The 14,572-nt window shown below is 66.7% G+C and carries 8 protein-coding genes; 6 read left to right on the top strand and 2 right to left on the bottom strand.

From position 1 onward, the window contains the following. Nucleotides 1–3: 3 nt before the first annotated feature. Nucleotides 4–1,587, top strand: coding sequence for a PepSY-associated TM helix domain-containing protein (locus OVA13_RS06370; RefSeq protein ID WP_267793465.1), 1,584 nt, complete (start codon nucleotides 4–6; stop codon nucleotides 1,585–1,587). A gap of 153 nt (nucleotides 1,588–1,740) precedes the next feature. Here OVA13_RS06370 and OVA13_RS06365 read toward each other — a convergent pair whose 3' ends face one another. Together OVA13_RS06365 and OVA13_RS06360 are read right to left on the bottom strand one after the other, a co-directional pair. Continuing rightward, nucleotides 1,741–3,417 carry an alpha-amylase family glycosyl hydrolase gene (locus OVA13_RS06365; protein ID WP_267792949.1) on the bottom strand — a complete coding sequence of 559 codons (1,677 nt, stop codon included), beginning with the start codon at nucleotides 3,415–3,417 and terminating at the stop codon, nucleotides 1,741–1,743. Then, nucleotides 3,417–4,805, bottom strand: a complete 1,389-nt coding sequence (locus OVA13_RS06360) for an MFS transporter (RefSeq protein ID WP_267792948.1) — start codon at nucleotides 4,803–4,805, stop codon at nucleotides 3,417–3,419. The genes OVA13_RS06365 and OVA13_RS06360 overlap by 1 nt, the downstream gene beginning before the upstream one ends. Nucleotides 4,806–5,196: 391 nt before the next feature. Between OVA13_RS06360 and OVA13_RS06355 the strand changes: the two genes are divergently transcribed. The 5 genes from OVA13_RS06355 to OVA13_RS06335 all read left to right on the top strand — a co-directional run bounded on the left by OVA13_RS06355 (nucleotide 5,197) and on the right by OVA13_RS06335 (nucleotide 14,470). After that, nucleotides 5,197–6,813, top strand: a complete 1,617-nt coding sequence (locus OVA13_RS06355; RefSeq protein WP_267792947.1) for an alpha-glucosidase family protein — start codon at nucleotides 5,197–5,199, stop codon at nucleotides 6,811–6,813. A gap of 47 nt (nucleotides 6,814–6,860) precedes the next feature. Beyond that, a complete protein-coding gene (locus tag OVA13_RS06350; protein ID WP_267792946.1) occupies nucleotides 6,861–9,614 on the top strand; it encodes an alpha-1,6-glucosidase domain-containing protein in 2,754 nt (917 codons plus the stop codon). A 13-nt stretch (nucleotides 9,615–9,627) separates the two neighbouring features. Continuing rightward, nucleotides 9,628–10,569 carry an alpha/beta hydrolase gene (locus tag OVA13_RS06345; RefSeq protein ID WP_267792945.1) on the top strand — a complete coding sequence of 314 codons (942 nt, stop codon included), beginning with the start codon at nucleotides 9,628–9,630 and terminating at the stop codon, nucleotides 10,567–10,569. Between the two features lie 10 nt (nucleotides 10,570–10,579). Then, nucleotides 10,580–11,485: an alpha/beta hydrolase gene (locus OVA13_RS06340; RefSeq protein ID WP_267792944.1), complete on the top strand. Its 906-nt coding sequence runs from the start codon at nucleotides 10,580–10,582 to the stop codon at nucleotides 11,483–11,485. Nucleotides 11,486–11,722: 237 nt separating this feature from the next. Next, nucleotides 11,723–14,470 carry a TonB-dependent receptor gene (locus OVA13_RS06335; RefSeq protein ID WP_267792943.1) on the top strand — a complete coding sequence of 916 codons (2,748 nt, stop codon included), beginning with the start codon at nucleotides 11,723–11,725 and terminating at the stop codon, nucleotides 14,468–14,470. The last annotated feature ends 102 nt before the right edge of the window (nucleotides 14,471–14,572 follow it).

Raw genomic sequence — 14,572 nt, 5'->3', positions numbered from 1 at the left:
GCCATCAAGCTGAGCTCCAACACGCTGCGCACGTTCACCACGGTGCATACCTGGGTGGGCCTGGTCGCGGGCTTCGCGTTGTTCGTCGCGTTCTACGCGGGCGCCATCACCGTGTTCCACCACGATCTGATGGTCTGGCAGTCGCCGCACGCGGTGGAGCAGCCGATCGGCACGCTGCAGGATGCGCAGCAGCTGCTGGACGAAACGATCGCCCGCCACCCTGACGCACGCAAGTGGGTGGGGATGATGTTCCCCGGGGGCGAGAGCGCGCAGCCAGTGGTGTACTGGCCCGACGCGAAGGGGACCTGGTTCTTTGCCACGCCGGACGACCTGGCCGGCAGCCAGCACCCGCCCGCGGCGGCGCTGTCCGAGCTGGTCAACGCCTTGCACTATTCGCTGGGCATTCCGGTGGCCGGCACCTACCTGATGGGCATCGTCAGCCTGCTGTACGGCGTGGCGCTGGTCTCGGGCATCGTCATCCACCTGCCGAAGCTGGTCGACGACCTGTTCGCGCTGCGGCCTGGCCGCAACCTCAAGCGCTTCTGGCAGGACGCCCACAACGTCATCGGCGTGCTCAGCCTGCCGGTGCACGTGATGTTCGCGGTGACCGGCGCGTTGCTGTGCCTGGTGATGGTGGTGGCATTCGCGCTGAATCCGCTGATCTACGGGGGCAAGCTGATGGAAGCCATGCCGGCCGCGCTGGATACCGCGCCGCAGGTGGCGCCGGCCGGTACGCCGCAGGCGCTGGGCAGCGTGGCCATGTGGCATGCGCGCTCGCAGCAGGTCGCGCGCGAGCAGGGACTGCCTGCATTCGAACCCGCCTACCTCAAGCTGACCCACGCCGGCGATGCCAATGCGATCGTCGAGGTCACGGGCGAGGCGCCGCGTACGCTGGGCGCACTGGGCGCGGTAGCCCTGAACGCGAACACCGGCGCGCTGGTCGCAAGCCAGCTGCCCGGCAGGCGCGATGCCAACCACGCGACGCTGTCGATTGCCTACCTGCTGCATTTCGGCGAATACGGCAACGCCTGGGTCCAGTGGCTGTACTTCCTGCTCGGCATCGGCGGCGCCTTCCTGTTCTATTCGGGCAACCTGCTGTGGATCGAATCGCGTCGCAAGCGCCGCCAGCAGGCGCAGGGCCGCGCGCAGGTCGGCATGGCGAAGGCGACCGTCGGTTTCTGCATCGGCGTGTGCGTGGCGATCTCCGCAGCGTTCGTGGCGTCGCAGGTGCTGGAGGCCAGGCACGTCGCTTGGGGCATCAGCGTGGAATCCGGTGTGAAGTGGGCCTGTTTTGCCACCTGGGCCGCCTGTCTGTTGTGGGCCGTGCTGCGGCCGCCGGTCCGCGCGGCGAAGGAACTGCTCTGGCTGGCCGCGCTGGTGACGGCGCTGGTGCCGGTGGCGCATGGCGCCGCAACGGGATGGTGGCTATGGAAAAGCGCCGCCGCCGGCCATGCGGCGCTGTTCGCCATTGATGCCGGAGCGGTGGCGATGGCGTTTGGGTTTGCATGGCTGGCACGGATGACCGCGAAGCGCGCCCGCACGGGCGAGCCGAACAGCGTGTGGGCCGACGCCCATAAACCCCTGTAGGAGCGACGTCAGTCGCGACGGCGCGCCCTAGGCCCCGTCATCCCGCAATGGCATGAGCGCGCGGCAGCGCCGCGGAAGGAGACCGGTCCGCTTTTGTGCGCCACATCGGGGCGCGCGGTCGCGACTGACGTCGCTCCCACAAGTGCCTCACGCTCAATCGGCCTTCGGCGACTTGCGCTCCATCAACTCGGCCAGGCGGGCGCGGGTGTCGGCTCGGGTGACGGGCGCGTCCAGCAGGAACACACGCACGCCATGCGCCGGCACGTCGGCCTCCAGCCGGTTGCGCACGCGCTGCGCCCGGCCGGTGAAGGCATCGCGCCACTCGCCCTGCTGCAGGTAGTCGCTGACGGAGACGCGCGTGGCCTTGTCGCCCTTGTTGAGCATCACCAGCGCGGTCTGGTTGATTCCTTCGTGCTGCAATACGCGGTAGAACACCGCCTGGTCGCCCTTCAGTCGCACGTTGAGCTGCAGGCCGCGCTGCAGCGCCGGGGTGTCGCGGCGTAGCTGGGCGATGCGCCGGAGCGGCGCGAAGATCGGGCTGCCGGGCGCGGCATCGATGCGGTCCTGGCCGAAGTAGTTGCGGTTGCCTGCGTGCTCGGCGGTGCCGCGCATGAAACCGGTCTCCGAGCCGTAATAGATCACCGGAATGCCGCGCGCGGTAAACAGCCAGTGGTGCGCATCGATGAAACCTTCGTCACTGGCGTTCATGCGCGCCATGTCGTGGTTGTCATAGAAGGTCATCAGGTCGTACGGGTTGGCGTACGGGCCATCCTCCAGGTAGAGCGCCTTGCCGAGTTCGGCGAAGTCACTGCCGGGCTTCTCGAACACCTCCACCAGCTTCGCCTTCAGCGGGAAATCCAGCACGCTGTACGCGCCGTTGCGCTGCCAGGTGTGGCCGGCGATGCTGGCGGCGTCGTAGTTGAAGTTCTCGCCGAACATGAAGAAGCCGGGTCTTTTCTGGCGCATGCGGTCGGCGAACCGCTTCCAGAACGCGTGCGGCATCCAGGCGATGGTATCCACGCGGAACGCCGCGGCACCCTGGTCGATCCATTGCTCATAGGCGCCTGCCAGGTATTCCAGCACGGCGGGATTGTGCTCGTTGAAGTCCGACAGCTGGGCCAGCCCGCCCTGGGTGTTGTAGAACGCATGCAGGCGCTTGCGGCGCGGGTCCAGCCTGTCCGGGTCCAGGTTCTGGTGGTCGGCCACCAGCGTTCCGTCCCGGTCCCACAGCTTGCCGTATTGCGGCTGCATCGTCGGCATGGAATAGGCGGGCGAGCCGTGGTTGGTGACGATGTCCAGCACCACGTCGAGCTTCTGTTCCTTCATCGCCCGGGTGAAGCCGGCGAAGTCCAGGCCCTCGCTGGGCAGGTGCTCGTCGAGCTTGTAGAAGTTGATGCCCCAATAGCCGTGGTAGCCGGTCTTGCCGCGGTCGGTGAACATGCCGCCCCACTTGATCGCTTCACCACCGGTGAAGGCCTGGTCCGGATTGTCGACGATGGGCGTGACCCACACCGAAGTGAAACCCAGATCGCGGATGTAGCCTGCATTGTTCACGACGCCCCTGAAGTCGCCGCCCAGGTAGCCGACGTTGTCCGACTGCCCTTCGGGTGCGCCGGGCACCGGCAGGTCGAACGTCCGGTGCGCGCCCCCCTGGTCCCGGTGGTCGTTCGACGGATCGCCGTTGACGAAGCGATCGGTCAGCACGAAGTAAACCGATTCTTTCGCGAACGGTTCTTTGGTGCCGTAGAAATCGTCGGCGGCCAGTGCGCGGGGCGCGGCCATCGCGAGCAACAGCAGCACGGGCAGCGGCTTCAGGGTGGCGCGCATCATCAATGCACCTGCATCTGTGGGGAGGTGGCATCGGCATGTGCGGCCTCGCGCACGCGGAACAGGCACAGCGCCGCCACGATCAGGCTGGCGCCACTGATGACCAGCGCGTAGATCGCGTGGTTGCCGAAGAAATTGCGCAGCACCGGCCCCAGCAGGGTTGCCGCCACGATCTGCGGGATGACGATGAACATGTTGAAGATGCCCATGTAGATGCCCATCTTCTCGCCGGGCACGTGGCTGGACAGCAGGGCATAAGGCATCGACAGGATGCTGGCCCACGACACGCCGACCAGCGCGAACGACGCGATCAGCCAGGCGGGGTGCGGCACGAACCACATCGACAGGAAGCCGAGGCCGCCCAGCAGCAGCGAGCCGAAATGCACGGCCTTGCGGTTCAGCGGGAAGCGCGCGGCATAGAAACTCAGCAGCAGCGCCACCAGCATCGACGACAGCCCGTAATAGCCCATGTAGGAGCCCACCAGGTCGGCGGCATTCTGGAATGCGCCATTGGCCGTCTGGAACGCCGCCGCCTGCGCGGCATCGGCCATGTCGAACGTCGACGGGTCGGGGGCCGGCGCCTTGAAGACGTGCTCGGTGAGTCCGGGGGTGGCCATGCTCCACATCGCGAAGAAGGCCAGCCAGCTGAAGAACTGCACCACGCCAAGGCTGCGCATCTGCGCGGGCATGTGTACCACGTGCCTGAAGATCTCGCTGATGAAGTTGCCCTGGCGCGCTTTTTCGCGGCGGAATGCCTCCAGGTCTTCCGGCGGATACTCGCGCGTGGTGAACACGGTGACCAGGATGCTGGCCAGGAACACGAACGCACCGATGGCGAACGCGATCTTCACCGAAGGCGGCACCACGCCGGGGCCGGCCTCGTTGGGCACGCCCATGCGGGCGACGAACCAGGGCAGGTTGCTGGCGACCCAGGTGCCGATGCCGATGATCAGGGTCTGCAGGACGAAACCGTAGGACCGCTGCTGCTCGGGCAGCTTGTCGGCCACGAGGGCACGGAAGGGTTCCATGCTGATGTTGATGCTGGCATCCAGCACCCACAGCAGGCCGGCAGCGACCCACAGCGTCGGCGAGTGCGGCATGAAGATCAGCGCGATGGAACTGAGGATGGCGCCCGCCAGGAAGTACGGGCGGCGGCGTCCGAGCACCGGGTGCCAGGTGCGGTCGCTGAAGTAACCGATGATGGGCTGCACCAGCAGGCCGGTCAGCGGTGCGGCGATCCACAACAGGGGCAGCGCATCCTTCTCCGCGCCGAGCGTCTGGAAGATGCGCGACATGAAGCCGCCCTGCAGCGCGAAACCGAACTGGATGCCCAGGAAGCCGAACGACATGTTCCAGATCTGCCAGAAGGACAACGTTGGCTTGTGGGTCATGCGGGCAGGGTCCTGGCGGTCGGGAAGTCGTGGTGACGATCCACCTGCAAGGGAAGCAGGCAGCGTGCGGCGTGGCGGCATCTTGCAGGCAAGCGCTGTCGATTCCATGCTGCACTGCAAACACGCGCGGACGCGTGCATGAGGGGGATGCGGGTAAGCGCGCGCGTGTCCGCGTGCGTGGAAACCCTTGTGGCAGCAGGGGTTCGACCTGATCGGCGACGCGCGCCAGGCGTCGTTGCGGGCTGCATGCATGCGATGGCGGTTCCTTGTTTGCATACGTATTCATGGCGCGCCATGGCGACCCGCTCTCACGCCCGACGGCCGGCCATGGAATAGTGGCGCCCGCCGTGCGCGCCGGTGTGGTGCGTGACGCAAGCAACCTGGTGCTGCAATGGACAAGAACAATTGGTGGCGCGGTGCGGTGATCTACCAGATCTACCCCCGCAGCTTCCTGGACACTAACGGGGACGGGGTAGGGGACCTGCCGGGCATCGTCGAGAAACTCGACTACATCGCCGGGCTGGGCGTCGATGCCATCTGGATATCTCCCTTCTTCAAGTCGCCGATGGCGGATTTCGGTTACGACATCGCCGACTATCGCGACGTCGACCCGTTGTTCGGCACGCTGGCCGACTTCGATCGCCTGCTGGCCAAGGCCCATGAGCTGGGCATCAAGGTGATGATCGACCAGGTGCTGAGCCACTGTTCCGTCGAGCATGCCTGGTTCAAGGAGAGCCGCGAAAGCCGCGACAACCCGAAGGCCGACTGGTACGTGTGGGCGGATGCGAAGGAAGACGGCACCGCGCCGAACAACTGGATGTCGCTGTTCGGCGGCGTGGCCTGGCGCTGGGAGCCGCGCCGGGAGCAGTACTATCTGCACAACTTCCTTTCCAGCCAGCCCGACCTGAACTTCCACAACCCGGAAGTGCAGGCCGCCACGCTGGACAACGTCAAGTTCTGGCTGGACAGGGGCGTCGATGGCCTGCGCCTGGATGCGATCAACTTCTGCTTCCATGACGCGCAGCTGCGCGACAACCCGCCCAAGCCGAAGGAGAAGCGCGTCGGCCGCGGCTTCAGCCCGGACAACCCGTACGCCTACCAGTACCACTACTACAACAACACGCAGCCGGAGAACGTCGCGTTCCTGGAGCGGCTCCGCGCGCTGCTGGACCAATACCCCGATGCTGCCGCCTTGGGCGAAATCTCTTCCGAGGATTCGCTGGCCACCACCGCCGAGTACGTCACCGACCAGCGCCTGCACATGGGTTACAGCTTCGAGCTGCTGACCGACGACGGCAGTGCCGGCTACATCCGCGGCACGGTCGAACGGCTGGAAGCGGCGATGGCGGAAGGCTGGCCGTGCTGGGCCGTGTCCAACCACGACGTGCAGCGCGCCGTCACGCGCTGGGGCGATGGCGAACGCTCGCCGGCACTGGCCGCGCAGCTGGTGGCGCTGGTGTGCTCGTTGCGCGGTTCGGTCTGCCTGTACCAGGGCGAGGAACTCGGCCTGCCGGAAGCGGACGTACCGTTCGAGGCCTTGCAGGATCCCTACGGCAAGACCTTCTGGCCGAACTTCAAGGGACGCGATGGATGCCGGACGCCCATGCCGTGGAATGCCGGCGATGAGGCGGGTTTCAGCGCAGGGCGCCCGTGGCTGCCGATTCCCGCCGAACACCGCGCCATCAGTGTCGCGCTGCAGGAGGCGGACGCAGGGTCGGTCCTCAACGCCGTGCGTCGCTTCCTGGCGTGGCGCCGCGCGCAGCCCGCGCTGCAGGTCGGCAGCATCACTTTCATCGATGCGCCGGAGCCCGTACTGGCCTTCCGTCGTGAGGCCGGTGATCAGGCGATGCTGGTCGTCTTCAACCTGTCGGCGGAAGCGCTGACATGGGAATTGCCGAGCGCTCTGCCGGTGCAGCCCGTCGACGGCCACGGCCTGTCGGGCGCGCAGGTGAAGGACGGCATGCTGTCGCTGCCACCGCGCGGCGTGTTCTACGGGCGTATCGGCTGATCGACGCCGCCATGCGGGAGAACAGGCATGGCACGGGCGCATGCGCAATGAGGTCCAGCGCCATCATCGTCGTCATGCTGCTGGCGGCAGCGGGCCTGTCCGCACCCGCGTCCGCGGCCACGCTGGCCGATTGCGATGCGGAAGGCAGCGTCGTCCTCCGGCCCAGCGCGTCGCCCGCCGTGGATGCACGGGCGGCCGCATACTGGTTCGACCGGCAGTCGATCCGCTGGCCGGGTGCATCCGGTGATGACCGGTATCGCCTTTACCATTCGGCGTCCGCCGCCGTCGTCGCCGAACCCGGAGGTCCGGTGCGCGGTGCCGAAGGCCACCTGGATCTGAGGCCGCGCCGGACGCAACTTGCGCGCGATGTCGTGGAACGGTTCCGTTTCGTCGCGCCGGGCACTGATCTGCAGCTGGATGCCGGCGATGTGGCACGGGTGGGCGAGCTGCTCCGCCAGCAACTGGTGCTGGTGCGCGAGGACGGTGCGGGCCGGGTGCTGGCCGCGACGGCGCTGCAGCACGCCGGCGCGCTGGATGACCTGTACGCCGCCGCCGTCGCCTCGCCACCGCTCGGTCCGCACCGCACCGGATCCATGTCGGCACTGAGCGTCTGGGCCCCGACCGCGCGCGCGGTATCCGTCTGCGTGTTTCCCGACGACACGGGCGCGGCATCCACCGTGCAACCGTTGGCGCGCGACGACCTGACCGGCCACTGGTCCTGGCGCACGCCGCAGGATCTTTCCGGCCGCTACTACCGTTTCCTGGTGGACGTGCATGTGCCGGGGACTGGCCTGGTGCGCAACCGCGTGACCGATCCGTATTCGGTCAGCCTGGGCATCGACTCGCGCCGCAGTTACTTCGCCGACCTCGATTCGCCCGCGCTGAAGCCTGCCGGCTGGGACGACGTCCCGTCGCCGCAACGGGTGAAGGCGCAGACCGACATGGTGATCTACGAGTTGCATGTGCGCGACTTCTCCATCGGTGACGCCAGCGTACCGGCGGCGCACCGCGGCAAGTACCTGGCGTTCACCGACACCGGGTCGGCGGGGATGCGCCATCTGCGCGCCCTGTCGCAGGCAGGCCTGACCGACGTGCACCTGCTGCCGGTGTACGACATCGCCACCATCCCTGAAGCGGGATGCATCACGCCGGAGTTCCCGCAGGCGGCTGCCGACAGCGAAGCGCAGCAGGCGGCGGTCACGGCCGTCGCCGCACGGGACTGCTTCAACTGGGGCTACGACCCGTACCACTTCAATGCGGCCGAAGGCAGCTATGCCAGCGATGCCGCCGATGGCGCGCGTCGCATCATCGAGTTCCGGCAGATGGTCATGGCCTTGCACCGCATCGGGCTGCGGGTGGGCATGGACGTGGTCTACAACCACACCACCGAATCCGGCCAGGCGCCCACCTCGGTGCTGGACCGCATCGTGCCGGGCTACTACCACCGTCGGGATGCGGAGGGCCGCGTCGAGCGTTCCACCTGCTGCGAGAACACCGCCACCGAGCACGCCATGATGGCGCGCCTGATGATCGATTCGGCGGAGCTGTGGGCACGCCACTACCGCATCGACTCGTTCCGCTTCGACCTGATGGGGCACCAGCCGCGGGCGGTGATGGAGGTGCTGAAGCGGCGTGTGGATGCGTCCACCGGACGCGAGGTGCACCTGATCGGCGAGGGCTGGAACTTCGGCGAAGTCGCCGACGGTGCACGTTTCGTGCAGGCATCGCAGCTGTCGTTGAACGGGTCGGGCATCGGCACCTTCAGCGACCGCACCCGTGACGCGTTGCGTGGGGGTGGACCGTCGGACAGCGGAGCGGCGCTGGCGAAGGAACAGGGCTGGCTCAACGGCCTGGTGTACGCGCCCAACAGCGACGCCGACCCGTCTCGCCCGCGCGACGATCTCCTGAAGGCAGCGGACCTGGTGCGCGTCGGCCTCGCCGGCACCTTGCGCGACTATCCGCTGCCGACGCACGACGGCAGCACGAAGCCGTTGTGGCAGATCGACTACAAGGGACAGCCGGCCGGCTACGCCAGCCAGCCCGGTGAAGTGGTGAACTACGCCGAGAACCACGACAACCAGACGCTGTTCGACATCAACGTGTTCAAGCTGCCCCGCGATACGTCGCAAGAAGATCGCGCAAGGGTGCAGATGCTCGCGGTCGCGGTGACCGCCTTCAGCCAGGGCGTGGCGTACTTCCACGCCGGCATCGACACACTGCGATCCAAGTCGCTGGACCGGAACAGCTTCGACTCCGGCGACTGGTTCAACCGGCTCGACTGGACCTACCAGGACAACTACTTCGGCACCGGACTGCCGCCCGCCAAGGACAACGCCGCCAACTGGGAGCTGATGCGCCCGTTGCTGGCGGATGCATCCCTCCGCCCGCGACCGTCGGACATCGCGTTCGCGCGCGACCAGTTCCGCGACCTGCTGCGCATCCGCGCAAGTTCGCGGCTGTTCCGCTTGCAGCATGCCGATGAAGTGGAACGGCGACTCGGTTTCCCCAACAGCGGCCGCACGCAGAACCCGCTGGTCGTCGTGGGGCACCTGCAGGGCGGCGATGCCGGCTACGCGGGTAAAGGCGAAGCCTTCCGCGAGATCCTCTATCTGGTCAATGCCTCGCCGCAGGCGCAGACGCTGGATCTGCCATCGCAGGCAGGAAAGGCCTACGTGCTCCATCCCGTCCATCGCGATGAAGACGCCGCCGATCCACGGCCGCGGCGTGATGCGCGGTTCGAATCTCGCAACGGTCGTTTCACGGTTCCCGCGCGGACGGCGGTGGTCTATGTGGTGGAGTAGGGCATGGGCCTGCATGGCGGTCTGCACGGCACTGGCCGGGTGCGCATCCGTACGCGGTGATGCGCCTGCGACCACTGTCGACGGTGCGCTGGAAGCGCCCGGTATCGCCCCGGCGCCATTGCACCATGTGGTCCATCTGCCTCCCGGTTACGACGCGAACGCCCGCCGCCGCTATCCGGTGCTGTACGTCAACGACGGCCAGGATCGCGAAGCCGTCGGCCTGGACGACACGCTGCAGCGCCTGTATCGCGAAGGCCGCATCGTGCCGGTGATCGTGGTCAGCATCGACATGCCACCCGATCGCATGGCGGGTTATGGCCTGTCGGATCGCGCCGGCGGACGCAGCCTGCCCGGGCAGTCGCGCCATGGTGCGATCGGCGCCAACGCCCACGTCTACGCGGAGTGGCTGGCGCATCGGCTCGTGCCCCACATCGACCGGCACTACCGCACGCAGGCGGAACCGCAGGGGCGCGCCGTGCTCGGCTGGTCGCTGGGCGCGCTGCAGGCGTTCGACATGGGGTGGCAGTATCCCGACGTGTTCGGCACCGTGGGCGCATTCTCGCCGTCATTCTGGTTGCCCGCCGATGCCGGTTCCCCTCAATCATCGCGTCTTGCCCAGCAGCGGGTCGCATCGACGCCGGCACCCCGCGGCACGCGCTGGTGGTTTTCGGTTGGCACCCAGGAAGAAACCGATGACCGCGATGCCGACGGCGTGAACGACGCGATGGACGATGTGCGCGACCTCGTCCTTGGTTACCGCGATGGTGACCGGCGGGTGCAGCCGGGCCTGGCCCAGCGCGGATTCGTGGTGGAGGTGGATCCCGTGGATCCGACAGCCACATCCGCCGACGTGGTTCTCTGGCACCTGGACGGTGGCCGGCACGAGCAGGCTGCATGGCGACGGATGTTTCCTCTATTTCTTGAATGGGCCTACGGCGTGCGACGCACGCACTGATGAGGTTGACATGCATAACAGATACGTCGGGTTGATCGCTGCGCTGATGATGTGGCTGGCGGTGTCGGCCTTCGCGCGGGACGCGCCGCAGCGCGTGACGGGCGATGGGATTACCGGCCACGTGGAGCGGCATGGGGATTTTCCGTCGGGCCACGTACCGGCGCGGAATGTCGATGTCTGGCTTCCGCCCGGCTACGCCTCATCCGATCACCAGCGCTACCCGGTGCTGTACATGCACGACGGCCAGAACGTCTTCGACCCCGCCACGTCCTACACCGGCATCGACTGGGCTGTGGACGAGGCGATGACGCGGCTGGTCTCAACTGGCCAAGTGCGCGAAGCCATCGTGGTGGCTGTCTGGAACACACCGCGGCGTCTGCAGGAGTACATGCCCCGCAAGCCCATCACCGCGGCGTCGTTCACGCCGAACATCGGCGATCCGCCGTTTCCGGTCGTCGATCTTTCATCCGACGCGTACCTGCGATTCCTCGTGGAAGAACTCAAGCCGTTCGTGGATACGCACTACCGCACGTTGACCGGACCGGAAGACACGGCGGTGATGGGGTCCAGCCTGGGTGGGCTGATCTCGGCCTATGCCGTGACGGAACACCCGAACATCTTCGGCCGCGCAGGCTGTGTGTCGACCCACTGGCCGGCCGGGCAGGGCATCGTCGTGGATTACCTGGCCGCGCACCTGCCGCAGGCGGGAACGCTCCGCTGGTACTTCGACTACGGCACCGCCACGATCGACGCGTCCTATGAGCCTTACCAGCAACGCGTCGATCCGCTGATGCAGGCGAAGGGTTACCGCGCGGGCAAGGACTGGATCACGCGCCGATACACCGGCGCCGAACACAACGAGGCGGCGTGGCGGGAACGCATCGAGGTGCCGCTGGTGTTCCTGCTTTCACCCTGAATGCGCACGGACACACCCGGTACCCGCGCGCCATCGGGCAGGTTTCCGTATGGAACGGGTGTTACGCAAAGCCTTGCAAAACCTGATGAATACGTATGCAGGGGAATTTGTGCAGCTGCGGCCGCGACTACCATTGCCGCACGTTCCGGGGCCCATCGCCCCGGCGTAGCAGACCCGGGCGATCGCATCCTGCGACGCACCCGGATCACCGCACACAACGTCCTTGGAGAGGGGAATATGTTGCAACTCAAGCGCAATATGCTGAGCGCGGCGCTGGCGTCTGCCATGACGCTGACCGCGACCGGCGTGCAGGCCCAGACGGCCGAACCGGCACCGGCACAGACGCAGGATGCCACCGAGCTGGACACCGTCGTGGTGACCGGCATCCGCCGCGGCATCGAGAGCGCCATCTCGGTCAAGCGTGATTCCACCTCCATCGTCGAGGCGATCTCGGCGGAAGACATCGGCAAGCTGCCGGACGTCAGCATCGCCGAATCGCTGGCCCGCCTGCCGGGCCTGGCGGCGCAGCGCGTCGCCGGTCGCGCGCAGGTCATCAGCGTGCGCGGCCTGTCCCCCGACTTCTCCACCACGCTGTTGAACGGCCGCGAGATGGTCAGCACCGGCGACAACCGCAGCGTCGAGTTCGACCAGTATCCGTCGGAGCTGGTGAGCGGCGTGACCGTGTACAAGACGCCCGATGCCAGCCTGGTCGGCCAGGGCCTGTCGGGCACGGTGGACATGCAGACCGTGCGTCCGCTGAGCTTCGACGCGCCGGTGGGTGCCATCGGCTTCCGTGGCCAGCGCAACTCCCTCGGCGCGGCCGCCGATGCCTCCGCCTATGGCGAACGCATCAACGCCAGCTATATCACCCAGAACGAAGCCCGCACCTTCGGCTTCTCGATCGGCTACTCGCACTCCACCACGCCCATCCAGGAAAACCAGGTGGGCCTTTACGAGCCGTGGCAGGCCATCGGTGACGGCTGGCGTCCCGGCGTGCCCGCGGGCACGTTCTACTCCGACGGCATCAAGGCCCTGCGCCGCACCGGCGAAACCAAGCGCGACGGCGTGATGGCGACCCTGCAGTTCCGGCCGTCCAATGCCTGGACCAGCACGCTGGACCTGTTCTACTCCGAGGCCGAGCAGGTCAACACGGCCAACCAGTTCGAAGTGCACATCGGTGACTACAACGGTGGCTATGGCCGCCTGAACGTCACCAACCCCGTCATCAACGGCAACAACACGTTCACCGGCGGCACCGCCAACAACGTGTACCCGCTGGTGCGCGGCATGTACAACTACCGCGAAGACGAGATCAACGCGTTCGGCTGGAACAACGAGTTCAACGTGGGCCAGGCCAGGATCGTCGCCGACCTCAGCTGGTCCAAGACCAAGCGCGACGAGATCAACCTGGAGAACAACACCCAGCTGCTGCCCGCGCCGCAACTGGATTCGGTGGCGCTGGCCTTCCGCAGCGGCGGCTTCTCGCAGCTGAATCCGGGCTTCGACTATTCCAATCCCGAATCGCTGTACCTGGCCAACACCATCTATGGCTCGGGCTACGGCAAGACCCCCAAGGTCGAAGACGAACTGAAGGCCTTCAAGCTGGCCGCCACGCTGCCGGCGCCGGAAATGCTGGGCTGGTTCGCCGACTTCGACGTGGGCGTCAACTACGCCGACCGCCACAAGCTGAAGCGCCAGCCGGAAGGCAACATCAACCTGGGCCCGCAGGGTGTCACGCCGATCGGTTCCGACCTGCAGTACGGACTGGTCGACCTGAACTTTGCCGGCGTCGGCTACATCCCGTCCTGGAACGTGCCGGCCGCTGTCGCGCGTTACATGACCTTCAATCCGGTCGACAACCTGTCGTACCTGATTCCGAAGGCGTGGGACGTCAACGAAGAAATCACCACCGGCTTCGTGCGCGCCAACATCGACACGGAATGGGGTTCGGTGCCGGTGCGCGGCAATATCGGCGTGCAGGTCCAGCATGTGGACCAGTCGTCCAGCTCGCGCTACTGGGACAGCACGCAGCCGGCCGGCAGTGAAGTGCAGCCGATCGAACGCGGCAAGACCTACACCGATGTGCTGCCGAGCCTGAACCTGGCATTCTCGCTGCCTGCCGACCAGACGCTGCGCGTCGGCCTGGCCGAGCAGGTGGCCCGTCCCCGCGTGGATGAGCTGCGTGCCTCGCTGGAGTTCGGCGTCAACACCGCCACCGGTGAACCCGGCGGCAGCGGCGGCAACCCGGAACTGGATCCGTGGCGTGCGTATGCCTTCGACCTGTCGTACGAGAAGTACTTCGGCACCAAGGCGTACATCTCGGCCGCCTTCTTCTACAAGGACCTGCGCACCTACATCTTCACCGAGTCGCGCGATGGCTACGACTTCACCGATTTCCTGGTGGACTACGTGCCGGGTCCGGGCGAGCCGCCGACCCAGACCACCGGTCGTTTCACGTCGCCATACAACGGCGAGGGTGGCACGCTGAAAGGCCTGGAACTGACGGCGTCGATTCCGTTCGACCTGTTCAGCGAAACGCTGGCGGGCTTCGGCGTCATCGCCAGCGCCGGCTTCAACGACAGCGACATCACCATCCCGCCGCCCCCCGGCGCGACGAACAGCGTGGGTACGGAGAACATCATGCTGCCCGGCCTGTCCGAGCGCGTGTACAACCTGACCGCGTACTACGAACGCAACGGATTCGAAGCGCGCGTCAGCCAGCGCAAGCGTTCGGACTTCATCGGTGAGATCGGCAACTTCGACGGCGACCGTACGCTGCGCTACGTGGTCGGCGAGGACATCACCGATGCGCAGGTGAGCTACTCGTTCGCCGACGGCCATGCACTGGGTGGGCTGAGCATCCTGTTCCAGGTGAGCAACCTCACCGATGAGGCTTACCAGACCTATGCCGGCACGAAGGACCGTCCGCTGGAATACATCGAGTGGGGTCGTACCTACCTGCTGGGCGTGAACTACAAGTTCTGATCCTCCTCCCGGGACTTGATCGGGCCCGTCGGCGTACTGCCGGCGGGCCTTTTCTTTGTCCGTACCGGCGGCGGACCGCGGGCAACAAAAAAGGCCAGGCTT

The sequence above is a fragment of the Pseudoxanthomonas sp. SL93 genome (assembly GCF_026625825.1).
Lineage (GTDB): Bacteria > Pseudomonadota > Gammaproteobacteria > Xanthomonadales > Xanthomonadaceae > Pseudoxanthomonas_A.
This window is presented reverse-complemented; position numbering and strand designations above follow the sequence as displayed.